This is a genomic window from Paraburkholderia sp. 35.1 (assembly GCF_050436525.1).
GTDB lineage: Bacteria > Pseudomonadota > Gammaproteobacteria > Burkholderiales > Burkholderiaceae > Paraburkholderia > Paraburkholderia tuberum.
The window spans coordinates 2,435,348-2,448,214 of the sequence record NZ_JBNDMJ010000002.1 but is presented as its reverse complement, the minus strand read 5'-3'; the positions used below and the strand labels follow the sequence as shown (position 1 = coordinate 2,448,214).

General features: G+C 66.0%; 13 protein-coding genes. 5 read left to right on the top strand and 8 right to left on the bottom strand.

Annotated elements, in window-relative coordinates:
• Window positions 1-549: 549 nt before the first annotated feature.
• Window positions 550-1,791, top strand: coding sequence for an extracellular solute-binding protein (locus OKW27_RS17095; RefSeq protein WP_429334178.1), 1,242 nt, complete (start codon window positions 550-552; stop codon window positions 1,789-1,791).
• Window positions 1,791-3,629: a diguanylate cyclase domain-containing protein gene (locus OKW27_RS17090; protein ID WP_429334177.1), complete on the top strand. Its 1,839-nt coding sequence runs from the start codon at window positions 1,791-1,793 to the stop codon at window positions 3,627-3,629. The genes OKW27_RS17095 and OKW27_RS17090 overlap by 1 nt, the downstream gene beginning before the upstream one ends.
• Window positions 3,630-3,745: 116 nt before the next feature.
• Here the strand turns inward: OKW27_RS17090 and OKW27_RS17085 are convergent, their stop codons facing one another.
• The 7 genes from OKW27_RS17085 to phnG are packed head-to-tail and all read right to left on the bottom strand — an operon-like array spanning window position 3,746 to window position 9,689.
• Window positions 3,746-4,879, bottom strand: a complete 1,134-nt coding sequence (locus OKW27_RS17085; RefSeq protein ID WP_429334176.1) for an alpha-D-ribose 1-methylphosphonate 5-triphosphate diphosphatase — start codon at window positions 4,877-4,879, stop codon at window positions 3,746-3,748.
• 36 nt (window positions 4,880-4,915) lie between these two features.
• Window positions 4,916-5,704, bottom strand: coding sequence for a phosphonate C-P lyase system protein PhnL (gene phnL, locus OKW27_RS17080; RefSeq protein ID WP_429334175.1), 789 nt, complete (start codon window positions 5,702-5,704; stop codon window positions 4,916-4,918).
• A gap of 8 nt (window positions 5,705-5,712) precedes the next feature.
• A complete protein-coding gene (gene phnK / locus OKW27_RS17075; protein WP_429334174.1) occupies window positions 5,713-6,483 on the bottom strand; it encodes a phosphonate C-P lyase system protein PhnK in 771 nt (256 codons plus the stop codon).
• Window positions 6,480-7,430 carry an alpha-D-ribose 1-methylphosphonate 5-phosphate C-P-lyase PhnJ gene (locus OKW27_RS17070; RefSeq protein ID WP_429334173.1) on the bottom strand — a complete coding sequence of 317 codons (951 nt, stop codon included), beginning with the start codon at window positions 7,428-7,430 and terminating at the stop codon, window positions 6,480-6,482. The genes phnK and OKW27_RS17070 overlap by 4 nt, the downstream gene beginning before the upstream one ends.
• On the bottom strand, window positions 7,427-8,563 hold the full coding sequence (locus OKW27_RS17065; RefSeq protein ID WP_429334172.1) for a carbon-phosphorus lyase complex subunit PhnI: 1,137 nt from the start codon (window positions 8,561-8,563) through the stop codon (window positions 7,427-7,429). The genes OKW27_RS17070 and OKW27_RS17065 overlap by 4 nt, the downstream gene beginning before the upstream one ends.
• On the bottom strand, window positions 8,563-9,174 hold the full coding sequence (gene phnH / locus OKW27_RS17060; protein WP_429334171.1) for a phosphonate C-P lyase system protein PhnH: 612 nt from the start codon (window positions 9,172-9,174) through the stop codon (window positions 8,563-8,565). Before phnH ends, OKW27_RS17065 begins: the two co-directional genes overlap by 1 nt.
• Window positions 9,174-9,689, bottom strand: a complete 516-nt coding sequence (gene phnG, locus OKW27_RS17055) for a phosphonate C-P lyase system protein PhnG (protein WP_429334170.1) — start codon at window positions 9,687-9,689, stop codon at window positions 9,174-9,176. The genes phnH and phnG overlap by 1 nt, the downstream gene beginning before the upstream one ends.
• Window positions 9,690-9,868: 179 nt before the next feature.
• On the opposite strand from phnG, the gene phnF reads away from it, so the two are divergent.
• The 3 genes from phnF to phnN are packed head-to-tail and all read left to right on the top strand — an operon-like array spanning window position 9,869 to window position 11,936.
• Window positions 9,869-10,627 carry a phosphonate metabolism transcriptional regulator PhnF gene (gene phnF, locus OKW27_RS17050; RefSeq protein ID WP_090809521.1) on the top strand — a complete coding sequence of 253 codons (759 nt, stop codon included), beginning with the start codon at window positions 9,869-9,871 and terminating at the stop codon, window positions 10,625-10,627.
• The gene (locus tag OKW27_RS17045; RefSeq protein ID WP_429334169.1) at window positions 10,624-11,388 is read left to right on the top strand and encodes a DUF1045 domain-containing protein; all 765 of its coding nucleotides are present in this window, start codon (window positions 10,624-10,626) and stop codon (window positions 11,386-11,388) included. Before phnF ends, OKW27_RS17045 begins: the two co-directional genes overlap by 4 nt.
• Window positions 11,385-11,936 (top strand): phosphonate metabolism protein/1,5-bisphosphokinase (PRPP-forming) PhnN, encoded by a 552-nt coding sequence (phnN, locus tag OKW27_RS17040; RefSeq protein ID WP_090809526.1) that lies wholly within the window; start codon window positions 11,385-11,387, stop codon window positions 11,934-11,936. The genes OKW27_RS17045 and phnN overlap by 4 nt, the downstream gene beginning before the upstream one ends.
• Before the next feature lie 15 nt (window positions 11,937-11,951).
• Here phnN and OKW27_RS17035 read toward each other — a convergent pair whose 3' ends face one another.
• Window positions 11,952-12,860, bottom strand: a complete 909-nt coding sequence (locus tag OKW27_RS17035) for a LysR family transcriptional regulator (RefSeq protein ID WP_090809528.1) — start codon at window positions 12,858-12,860, stop codon at window positions 11,952-11,954.
• Window positions 12,861-12,867 lie beyond the last annotated feature (7 nt).

Sequence of the window (12,867 nt, the reverse complement as noted above, 5' to 3'; positions counted from 1 at the left end):
GGGGTGGCCTGCAACGCGCGCCAAGCTTATCAGTTCAAAAATATTGGGAAGCTAGTAAAACACCGGATGGCGCGGGAGGAGGCCCTCTAGAGCAACGCTTGCGCCCCAGCCGGTGTGACCGGATCGTACACCGTTGGTAGGGTTTGCGTAACGCGGATGCAATGCACGAGCGGTAATACGAAGGGCCGGCGAGCGTAATCGACTGGGATTTACGCCGGTTTTCTCGCGAGTTCGCCGAAAACCGGTTTGAAACGCGAGTTTGAATCGTGGACGGATCGTTAAAGCTCGCGGCTGAATTTGCCGTTAATTAAGAACGGCCTCGAGGCTATTGCCTTGCACGTTATTACCAGCACCGATATTTTTGCCCGGCCGTTTCGAACCGGTGCAAAAACAAAGGCTTTGGCGCTATCATCGATGCTCCCCGCGTTGGACGCCGGCCGCCCGCGCAGGCGGGGATCGCTCGGGCGCAGGTCGTCGGACGGCCGTCAAGATTCAAATTCCGCGCGTTTGCGCTCGCTCACATGGCCTTTCTGCTCAACGGTGTTATGCATGCACACGATGTTGTTCACGGCGGATCGAACAGGCCGTTGTAAACAGACTTTCAAGCGACGAATCGCGAGCACCGGCGTGCGGGCTCGCGCGGCATTATTGCAGCGCCGGTTTTTTGACGGTTTTTTGTCGAGCGTTACATCGGGATTTTCATCGATTGGCGCATCCGGATTTGCGTGCGACGTTTTTTCCGGGGTTTTACCCCGCGTGTCGCGTGTTCTGATAGGCGCATTGCTGTGCGCGGGTTTCGGCGCGGCGACGCCCGCAGCGGCCGCCGAGAAAGTGCTGCACGTTCTCGCATGGCCCGGCTATGCGGACCCGGACGTCGTGAAGGCGTTCGAAGCGCGCTACGGCGCGAAGGTCGAGGTCACGCTCGTCGATTCCGATGAGGCGCTGTGGGCGCAGATGCACAGCAAGGGCGCGCCGCCGTTCGACGTACTCGCCGCCAACACCGCCGAAATCCGCCGCTATACGCAGGCGAATCTGCTCGCGCCGCTCGATCTCGCGAGTCTGCCGAATACGAAGAAGCAGTTGCCGCGTTTCCAGGCGCTCGGCTCGATCGACGGCCTGACCTCGGCGGGCAAGGTATACGCGATTCCGTTCACGTATTCGTCGATGGGACTCATCTACGATCGCAAGCAGATTCCGGTTGCGCCGCATTCGATGCTCGAACTGTGGAACCCGCGCTATCGTGGCAAGGTGCTCGACTTCAATAGCGCGCAGCACAACTTCTCGTTCACCGCGCTTGCGCTCGGCTATCCGCATCCGTTTCAACTCGACCCCGCGCAGATGCGCACGATCGCGCACAAGCTCGTCGATCTGCGCCGCAACCTGCTGACCTACTACACGCTGCCCGAAGAGGCGACCGCGTTTTTCATCCAGCACAAGGTCGCGTTGATGTTCGGCAACTACGGCACGCAGCAGGTGCAGTTGCTGCGGCGCGCGGGCGCCGACGTCGGCTACGTGATTCCGGACGAAGGCGCGCTCGCGTGGCTCGATTGCTGGTCGATGACGCGCGCGGCGAGCGACCAGCCGCTCGCGCTCGCATGGATCAACTACATGCTCGAGCCGAGCGTGAGCGAGTTGCTGACACAGCGCCAGGGGCTCGCGAACACGCTGACCGAGCCGGCCGAAGGCAGCGCCAACGCGCACATCGTCTGGATCAGTCCGGTGGAAGATATCGAGCGCCGCGAGCAACTGTGGACGCGCATCGTGTCGGGCGACCGTTCGGAGCGCTTCTGATGCTGCATCGCGGCCTGACCTTCAAGCTATCCGTGCTGCTCGCGTGCATCGGCGTGCTGGCGTCGGGCGCGACCGGCTATTACGCGTATCGCGCGAATCGCACGATGCTGGTCAACGAAGCGGAGCACAGCCTGCAGACGTCGACGGAGCTGCTCGGCCAGCGCATCGCGGTATCGATCGACGACGTCGCGGCGGACGCGCTCGTGCTCGCGACGATGCCGTCGTCGGTGAGCGTCGCGCAGACCGACGACGGTATCGGCCCGAACCTCGGCCGCGAGCGGCTCGCGCAGGTGTATTCGAGCTTCATGCTGCACCACCCGGAGTATCTGCAGGTGCGGCTGATCACGCGGCAGCATCACGGTCTCGAACTGATCCGTTTCGATCGCGACAGCGATGGCCTCGTGCGCGTAGAGGGTGACGATTTGCAGGAAAAAGCTCAGTTTCCCTACGTATTCGAAACGCTCGCGTTTTCGCCGGGCCGCATCTACACGTCGCCGATTTCGGTCAATCACGAATCCGGCACGCATGCGGCGCAAGGCAAGCCGACGCTGCGTCTCGGCACGCCGATCGCGGATGCGCGCGGCACGGTGGTCGGCGTCGTCGTAATCGATGTCGATCTGGCCGGCATGCTGCGGCGTTTGCAGAGCGATCTGCCGAGCGACTATCAGGTCTATCTGGCGAACGAGTGGGGCGACTTCCTGATCCATCCCGACGCGTCGAAAACCTTCGGTTTCGACCGCGGCCGTCGCGTGCTGATGCAGGACAGCTTCCCCGCCACGAAGCAGCTGTTCGAGCAACGCCAAAGCGAGGTGCTCATCAACGGTCTCGCCAGACCCGGCGAGGCGGCCGGCCGTGTGCTCGCGTTCGTGCGGCGGCCGTTCGGCGGTTCCGAGGGCAACCGCTTCATCGTGCTCGGTCTCGCGAAGCCGCTCGAGGACGTGCTGACCGGCGCCAATCAGCTCGGCACGCGGATCATTCGCATGGTGCTGGTGTTCAGCGCATTGTCGGTACTGCTGGCGATCCTGTTCGCGCGAGCGCTGACCAAACCGCTGCATCTGCTCGCGTATGCGGCGACGCACCTGTTCGCCGACCACGCGATGCACACCTTGCCGCTCAAACGCACCGACGAAATCGGCGTGCTCGCGCGCTGCTTCGAGCGTTTGCGTTGCGAAATCCGCGCGCAGATGGATACGCTGCACAGCAAGCAGAGCGAGCTCGTGCATCTGGCCTCGCACGACGTGCTGACCGGCTTGCCGAACCGCATGCTGTTCATGCAGAAGCTCGAGAACGCGATCGAGGAGGCAAGCTTCCGCCGCGAAGGCCTCGCCGTGCTGTTCGTCGACCTCGACCGCTTCAAGCAGATCAACGATCAGTTCGGTCACTCGGTCGGCGACAAGGTGCTGGTCGCGGTCGCACGCCGTCTGAAGGACGTGCTGTATGCCGGGGACGTGGTCGCGCGGCTCGGCGGCGACGAATTCATCGTGCTGATCGAAGGGCAGCGCGCGGCCGAGGTCACGCCAGAAATCGCCGAGCGCATCATGGACGCGCTGAACGAAACGCTGACCGTCGACGGCAATAGCATGACGGTCGGCGCGAGCATCGGCATCAGCGAGTTCCCGCACGACAGCGGCAATGCCGAGGAACTGCTGCTGAACGCCGATGCCGCGATGTATGCGGCGAAATCGGGGGGCCGTTGCGCGTATCTGCGCTATCAGGATCTGCTCGCCATGCGGCTCGACGAACAGGCTGGGCAGGCGAGGGCTGCCCAGGCCCAGCTCGCCCAGGCGCACGCCGCGCGCGATGCGACCGAGGGGCGCGAGGCGGAGCCCGCCGCGTGACGCGGTCTTACCCGCGCTGCTGAGCGTTTTCTATTGCCACGCCGCGATCGCGCCGCGAATGAGCCGGAGCGTGTGCCGTTGTCGACCTGAGACGCAGGCGCGCTCAACCAGCCCACTCAAACGATCCGCACCCCTGCGCGATAAGTCGCGCGCGGCACCGGCAGCTTGTCGAGCATCGTCACGCGCACGAAATCCGCGCGCAGGCCGGGCTCGATCGCGCCGCGGTCCGTGAGACCGGCGGTGCGCGCCGGCTCGGCAGAGACCGTTGCCATCGCGCGCGGCAGCGACCAGCCCGCTTTTTCGACGAGATCGAACACCGCGGTCAGCAAGCTCGACGGCACGTAATCCGACGACAGGATGTCGAGCAGGTCCGCGCGCGCGAGTTCGAGCGCCGACACGTTGCCCGAATGCGAGCCACCGCGCACGATGTTCGGCGCGCCCATGATCGTCGCAATGCCATGCTCGCGCGCGGCTTGCGCGGCGATCCGCGTGGTCGGGAATTCGGCGAGCACGATGCCCTCGGCCTTCGCCTGTTCGACGTGCTCGATCAGCGTGTCGTCGTGGCTCGCAACCGGAATGCCGAGCCGCCGGCAACGCGCGACGATCTCGCGGCGGTGCTCGTCCGCGTAACGCTCCTGTTCGACCGCGAGTTCGGCGAGCGTGCTCGCGACACGCTCGTCGCTCATCTTGCCGTTGCGCTCCTGGAAGCGGCGCCATTGCTCCCGGTCGTGCCATTGGCGCTGGCCCGGCGTATGGTCCATCACCGACGCGAGCCGCAGCAGCGGATGCGCGCACAGCGAATCGAATACCTCGAGCACGTCGGCGGTCGCGATCTCGCAGCGCAGATGCAGAAAGTGCTCGGCGCGCAGCAGTCGACGCGTGGACAGCCGCAGCAGCGAACCGGCGCATTGCGTTTGCACGTCGCGGTTACGCAGCCCAACGCTCGAGCGCGAGCCGATGGCGAGCGCGTCGAATACCGTCGTGATGCCGGCTGCGGCGACCTGCGCGTCGTGAATCACGAAGGCCGCGTCGGTATTCCATTCGACGCCGGGACGCGGCACGAGGTGCTTCTCGAGGTTGTCCGTATGCAGTTCGATCAGACCGGGCAGCAGATAATCGCCGTCCCAGTCTTCGGCGTCGCGCGCCAAACCCGCGCCGCGTTCGACGTCGCGAATCACGCCGTCTTCCACGCGCACGGTGCCAATGAATTCTTCGTCTCGCGTCACGATGTGAGCGTTGCTGATCAACATCGACTTGCTCCGTAGTCAGTCGGGACTGGTGTCAATTTAGTGCCGCACCGGCGGCCGCAGTTCCAGGCGGCGCGTCGCGACCTTGTTGCGGGTCTCTTCGTCGTGAAAGATACCAACGATCGCCGCGCCGCGCTCGCGCGCCTCGACGATCAGATCAGCCACAACGTCGCGGTTTTCCGCATCGAGCGAAGCGGTCGGTTCGTCGAGCAGCAACAGCGGATGTTCGGCGATCAAACCTCGCGCGATGTTCACGCGTTGCTGCTCGCCGCCCGAAAACGTCGCGGGCGCGAGGGACCACAAACGCTCGGGCACGTTGAGCCGCGCCAGCAATTCAGCGGCGCGCGCGCTGGCTTCAGGTTCGGCGACGCCGTCCAAGACCAGCGGCTCGGCGACGAGCGCAAGCGTCGGCACGCGCGGGATCACGCGCAAAAACTGGCTCACATAGCCGACCACGCGACGGCGCAGCCGCAGTATGTCACGCGGTTCGGCACGGGTGATTGCAATGGGCCGACCCTGATCGCTGGTGTCGCGAATCGCAATCGAGCCGGTGCTCGCCAGATAGTTGCCGTACAGACAGCGCAGCAGCGTGCTCTTGCCCGCACCCGACGGCCCGACCAGCACCACGCATTCACCGCGCTCGACCTCGAGCGACACGTTCGCGAGCGCGTCGATCCGCACACCGCCCTGGCCGTGCAGCGTGAAAGTCTTGCCGATGCCGATGGCGCGCAGCATCAGCGCCGCGTTGTCGGCGAAAGCGCGCTCGCCGTGGCGGGCATCGCTGCCTGCTTCATTGACTACCTCAGTGACTACCTCAGTGGATTGCATCGTGAGCCTCAAACCGGCAGAACCGAGGAAACCAGCGTTTGTGTATACGGGTGCTGCGGATCGTCGAGCACCTGATCGGTCAGACCCGCCTCGACGACTTCGCCCGCCTGCATCACCATCAGCCGATGCGCGAGCAGACGCGCGACACCGATATCGTGCGTGACGATCAGCACCGACAGATGCAGCGTCGAGTTCAGCGTGCGCAGCAAATCGAGCAGACGCGCCTGCACGGACACGTCGAGACCGGCGGTCGGTTCGTCCATGAACACCAGACGCGGACCGGTGACGAGATTGCGCGCGATCTGCAGACGTTGCTGCATACCGCCCGAAAACGCGGCGGGGAATTCGTCGATGCGCGTGGGGTCGAGCTCGACGCGCTCCATCCATTGCGTGGCAGTGCGGCGAATTTCGCCGTAGTGGCGCGCGCCGACCGCCATCAACGGCTCGCCGATATTGGCGCCGGCCGATACGCCGCTGCGCAGGCCATCGCGCGGATTCTGCTGCACGAAGCCCCACTCGGTGCGCGTCAGCAGACGGCGGCGCGGCTCGGACAGCGCGCGCAGATCGAGCGAGTCGCCATGCGACGCGGTGTAGTGCAGCGAGCCGCTATCGGCCTCGGTCTTCAGCGCCAGCGTGTTGAGCAGCGTGGTCTTGCCCGAACCCGATTCACCGACGATGCACAGCACTTCGCCCGGATACAGATCGAAACTCACGTTGCGGCAACCGTTGCGGCCGCCATATTGTTTGGTGAGCGCGCGTGCGCTCAGAAGCGGCGTCATGCGGATTCTCCTTCGCGCGTGGCGTGGGGCAGCGGCGCTTGCGCTTCGATAGCGCCGTCGCCGTCGCTATCGCCATCGCCGCGCCGCCCGTGACAGTAGTCGCTGTCCGAGCACACGAACATGCGCGTGCCCGCATCGTCGACGATCATCTCGTCGAGAAAGCTTTCCTTCGATCCGCACAGCGCACACGCGTGCTGCCACTTCTGCACTTCGAACGGATGATCGTCGAAGTCGAGGCTGCACACCGGCGTATAAGGCGGAATCGCGTGAATGCGGCGCTCGCGGCCCGCGCCGAACAGTTGCAGCGCGGCGTTCATATGCATCTTCGGATTGTCGAACTTCGGGATCGGCGACGGCGAGCTCAGATAGCGATGATTGACGATCACCGGGTAGTCGTAGGTGGTCGCGATGCTGCCGTGATGCACGATGTCCTCGTACAGTTTCACGCTGATCAGCCCGTAATCGGCGAGCGCATGCAGCTTCTTGCATTCGGCGACGCGCGGCTCGAGCCGGTACAGCGGCTCGGGCATCGGCACCTGATAGACGAGGATCTGCCGCTCGGTCAACGGCGTTTCGGGAATCCGGTGCCGCGTCTGGATGATCGTCGCTTTGCTCGTGTGCCGCGTGGTCGCCACCCCCGTGGTGCGCGCGAAGAAGCGGCGGATGTTGACGGCGTTGGTGGTTTCGTCGGAGCCCTGATCGATGACCTTCAGCGTGTCCGTCCTGCCGATGATCGCGGCCGTCACCTGGATGCCGCCGGTGCCCCAGCCGTACGGCAGCGGCATTTCGCGCGACGCGAACGGCACCTGGTAGCCCGGCACGGCGACTGCCTTCAGCAGCGCGCGGCGCAGCATGCGCTTGGTCTGCTCGTCGAGATACGCGAAGTTGTAGCCGTGCGCGGCGCTGTCGTATGAGGTGTTGGCAACAGCGGTGTCGGGCGCGTTCATGCTGCTTGCTCCTTGTCGGTGGCGCGGCTTGTTTCATCGTTGCTGCGATGCTGCGCGCGCAAACGCCGCACCAGTTCCAGCTCCGCCTGGAAGTCGACGTAATGCGGCAGCTTCAGGTGCTGCACGAAGCCCGACGCCTCGACGTTGTCGCTATGCGACAGCATGAACTCGATGTCCTGCGTCGGTGACGCGAGCGTCTCGCCGAGTTCTTCGGCACGCAACGCGCGATCGACGAGCGCCATCGCCATCGCCTTGCGCTCCGAGTGGCCGAACGCGAGGCCGTAGCCCTGCGTGAAGGTCGGCGGCACCGTGCCGCTGCCCGCGAACTGGTTGATCATCTGGCATTCGGTGATGTCGATATCGCCGATGTCGACCGCTTCGCCGAGTTCGTCGAGGTCCATCTCGACCGCGATCGTGCCGAAGCGGATCTCGCCCGCGAACGGATGCGAGTGCGCGTAGCCGCGTTGCGTCGCATAGCCCATCGCGAGCAGAAAGCCTTCGTCGCCACGCGCGAGATTTTGCAGACGCGTCGCGCGGCTCGCCGGAAAGGCGAGCGGTTCACGCGACAGGTCGCCGGGTTCCGCGCCGTCGGGAGTCGGGCGCTCCTGTTCGATCAGGCCTTCCTTGTCGAGCAGCGACACGACGCGCGGCATCGATTCTGGCGCTGGCGGTTCTTGCGGAACCGGCGCGTTGCCGCGCGTCACGTCCTGCCGCGCGTCATCACCATCGGCGAGCAACGCGAAATCGAGCAGACGCTGCGTGTAGTCATAGGTCGCGCCGAGCAACTGGCCGCCGGGCAGGTCCTTGAAGGTCGCCGAGATGCGTCGCTCGACCTGCATCGTTTCGGTATCGATGGCGCGCGTATAGCCGAAGCGCGGCAACGTGGTGCGATACGCGCGCAGCAGGAAAATCGCCTCGACCAGATCGCCGGCCGCCTGCTTGATTGCGAGCGCCGCAAGCTCCTCGTCGTAGACCGAGCCTTCGGTCATCACGCGTGCGACCGCGAGCCGCAACTGCTCGCGAATCTGCGCGACGCTCAGTTCGGCGATTCGCGTATCGCCGCGGCGCGCTTTGTCGAGCAGGCGCCACGACGCTTCGATCGCGCGTTCTCCACCTTTGACGGCAACGTACATCAGTTCACCTTCGCTTCGGTTGTGCGCGGCAGGCCGATCACGCGCGGGCCGCAAACCAGATAACAGTCGATGCCGCACGGAAACAGCGGCGCGAGCATTGCGCGTTCTTGCCAGAACCGCGCGGGAAGACCGACCGGCGAAATCGTTTCGGCATCCAGAATGCCGGGGCCGCTCAGCGTGACCGCTGCGCCGCCCGTCAGCGCGTCGACGCGGATCAGCAACGTGGCCGATTGTTCCGGTGACTCGGCGCTGCCGGGCGCGAAGCTTTCGAGCGATGGCAACGCGTCGGCATCGTGCACATACGCGAACGCGGCGTTGCCGGGCGCATCGACGAGCGGCGCGCCGGTATGAAAACGCAACGCCGACGCGAGCGCGGGATCAGGCTGCGCGAGCCACAACGGCGTCGCGTAGTCGCAGAGCGTCAGCAGTGCGGCAAACGCGGCGGGTTCGACCGGCGTGTTGCGCAACTCGGGCAGCACGTCGCGGATCACGCCGATCGTGCCGGGCCGCGACAACGCGTCGAGCAGCGTGCGAAACACGGCCTGGGTATCGTGGACCGGGTCCGCGAAACCCGGCGTCAGCGTGGACAACGCAATCGGTGAACGTTCCATCAGTCGCCTCGCACCATCGTGAAGAATTCGACGCGCGTCGCCGCGACGTCCTGTTGCTGTTGCGCGCCCCGGGCCTGCTGTTGCGCGGCGAATGGCTCGATCAATCGACGATGCAGGCTGTCGTGATGCTCGGGCATCTGCAGCAAGGCATCGGCGAGCGCGGCAAGTTCGGCGCGACGGCGGTCGCGTCCCAGATGGCAGGCGACGCCGACGGTGGCTTCGGCGTCGCCGCTGGCATGCAGACGCAGCGTGGCGCGCGTAACCGTGGCTTCGCCGAGATTGAACGGATCGCCGCTGCCGCCGATGCGCCCGCGCACCATCGCGAGGCCGATTTCAGGGGGGCGCAGCCAGTCGTAGGCGGGGGTGGGGCGGCCTTGCAGCGCGCGCTGCAGCGCGGCTTCGAGGTCGGCGCGCGGCGTGCGCGTCAGCACGGCCATCCAGGCGCGCCGCGCCGCCGAAGACACGGCCGGCAACGGCGAAGAAGATGGACGGGGCGGAACGGAACTCGGGCTCATCGGATTTCCTGTCGATCCAGCGAGTGGACATTGAAGCATCTATTCATCTAAACGTCTAGACGTTTATAAGCATAGTTGTCTGGACTGTCGTGCGCGGCGGACATTCATATTTTCATCACGGCTCGCGCACTACAATGCACGTCATGGCGATCATTTGAACCGAAGGGAATGACAGCACCATGACATCGAACGACAGCGCGGCGCCGGCCACGACGCTCGAACGCGGCGCGGGCGTGGCCGTCTGGAGACAGATCGAACAGATTCTCGCCGCAGAGATCACGGCAAGCGGGTTCGGCGAAGAAGGGCGGCTGCCGAGCGAGGGTGAGCTGGCGAAGCGCTTCGACGTCAACCGTCACACGGTGCGCCGCGCGATGCTCGGCCTCGCCGCGCTCGGCCTCGTCAGCGTCGAGCAGGGGCGTGGCACGTTCGTGCAGCCCGGCGCGATCGACTATTCGATCGGCCGCCGTACGCGTTTCACCGAGAACCTGCGTCAACAACACCACTCGCCCGCGGGCACGATGCTGTCGGCCGCGCGCGTGAAGGCCGAGCCCAGTGTCGCGAAGGCGTTGGGTCTGCGCGCGGGCGCGGCGGTCTATCGCATCGAATCGCTGAACGAGTCGGACGGCGTGCCGCTCACGTACGCGCGCAGCTGGTATCCGGCCGCGCGGTTTCCGGATTTGCCGGAGGTCGTGCAACGCCTCGGCGGCACGACGAAAGCGCTGGCCGAATTCGGCGTGGACGATTATCTGCGCAAGTGGAGCCGCATCGGCAGCGTGCTGCCCGAGCCGGAAGTCGCGCGGCGGCTCAACATCAACCGTCAGCAGCCGGTGCTGTGGGTCGAGAACGTCGACGTCGATCTGCAGGGCACGCCGGTCAAATACGGCTTCACGCATTTCGCGGCCGATCGCGTGCAACTGCTCGTGGAGCATGACCTGTGAGCGGCCCCGTATGGAGTGCCGAAGCGCGCTTCGCGCTGTACTACGCGCCGTCGGTTGAATCGGCGTGGTGGCAGACCGGCTCGACATGGCTCGGCCGCGATGCGCACAGCGGCGAGCGCCGCGCGCAGCCGCAGCCGCAAGGCCTGACGCGCCCGCTCGCCGCGTTGACCGACGCGCCGCGCCGCTATGGCTGGCATGGCACGCTGGTCGCTCCGTTCCGGCTCGGCGCCGGCGTCACGCAGCCCGACGTGCTCGCGGCCGCGCGAGCCTGGGCGCTCGCGCAGCGGCCGTTCACGTTGCCGGTAGAGGCGGCCACGCTGGGCGACTTCGTCGCGTTGCGACCGGCCGATGCAGATGGCGAGACGCGCATTGGCGAACTCGCGTCGAACGCGCTGCAGTCGCTCGACAGGCTGTGCGCGCGGCCGTCGGCGGCCGATCTCGAGCGACGGCTCGCCGCGCCGCTCAGCGAACGCCAACGTGCGTTGCTGTTGCAATGGGGCTATCCGTACGTGTTCGACGAGTTCCGTTTTCACATGACGTTGTCCAGTTCGCTCGCCGATGCCGACGAGCGCGCGACGCTGCTCGCATGGTGGCGGGAGCGCACGCCCGCGCTCGGGCCGCTCGCTGTCGATCAGGCCGCGCTGTTCGTCGAGCCGGCGCCGGGTGAGCCGTTCGTGCTATGGCAGCCGCTGCCGTTCAGCCACGGCGCGCAACCTGGCGATCGCACGAACAAGCAGCAAGACGAGGTGAGCAGCCAATGACTGGGCGTTTGATCTATGTGATGGGGCCGTCGGGCGCGGGCAAGGATTCGCTGCTGCAGTTCGCGCGCATGCGGCTCGCCGGCGAGCCGCTCGTATTCGCGCATCGTTACATCACGCGGCCGAGCGGCAATGGCGAGGTGCATGTTGCACTAAGTGTCGAGGAGTTCGCCGCGCGCTCGGTGCTTGGCCTGTTCGCGCTCGAATGGTCGAGCCATTCGCTGCGCTATGGCATCGGCATCGAACTCGATGCGTGGCTCGCGCGCGGCTGCACGGTGGTCGTCAACGGCTCGCGGCAGTACCTGCAGCATGCGCTCGCGCGCTATCCACGCGCGGAAGTGGTGCACGTGAGCGCCGCGCCGCATATTCTCGAAGCACGGCTCGGCGCGCGGGCGCGCGAATCGTCGGAGCAGGTCGCGGCGCGGCTCGCGCGGCGCGCGCCGTTTGCGTTGCCGGCCGGCGTGCGCTGCACGACGATCGACAACTCCGGCGCGCTCGAAGAAGCGGGGCACGCATTGATCACGGTGCTCAAGGAGCAGGTGAGCGCGTAGCGCAAGCACGCGGCCTTACTGCACGGCTCCCATCCGCTCCCGCGTCACCTGCCGCAAACATGCGACGAACTGCTGCACGGCCGGCGTCGGCAGCAGATCGCGTCGCGAGATGATGCTCAGATCGTAGTTCGGCAACGCGTCTTCGATCTGTGCGACGCGAATGCCGAGCGGCGCGACCCTCTGCGCAAGCGGCCGCGTGAAGCAACTGATCACGTCGGTCTGCGACACGAGCCCGAGCGTGACTGCAAACGACGACGGCGCGCGCAGCAAGCGCTTCGGTACCGGCAAGCCGTGCGCGCTGAACATCGCCATCATCACGCTGTGCGGGAAGTGATCGGCGCCGACCGTGACGATCCACTCGGCGTCGAGCAGCTCGGATAGACGCGTGACGTTCGCGAGCGGATGGCCGGCGCGCATCGTGACGACGAACTGCGTCGAGTACAGCGGCACCTGCACCAGATCGTTATCCAATGCCAGAACGTGATGGATCGCCGCGAGATCGAGCGCGCCGTTGCGCAGACGCGCGAGCGCGTCGGGCACCGTCACTTCCTCCAGATGCAGACTCACGAGCGGCATCCGCTCGCGAAAGCTCGACACCGCATGCGGCAGTACCGTCAGCGCGAGCGATGGCATCGTGCCGACGCTGACCTTGCCGGCCAGTTCGCCCTTGACCTGCTCGACGGCCTCGACCGTGCGGCGCATGTCGCCGAGCAACTGCTCGGCGCGCGGCAACAGCGCGAGCCCGCACGCGGTCAGCTCGATGCCGCGCACGCTGCGCACCATCAGGGCGGCGTTGAGCGCGCTTTCCAGCTCGCGAATCGTATGCGTGACGGCCGGCTGCGTGACGCCAAGCTCACGCGCGGCGGCGCGCAGACTGCGGTGATGCGCGGCGGCGACGAAGGCCTGCAACTGCTGCAGCTTCATAAGGGTA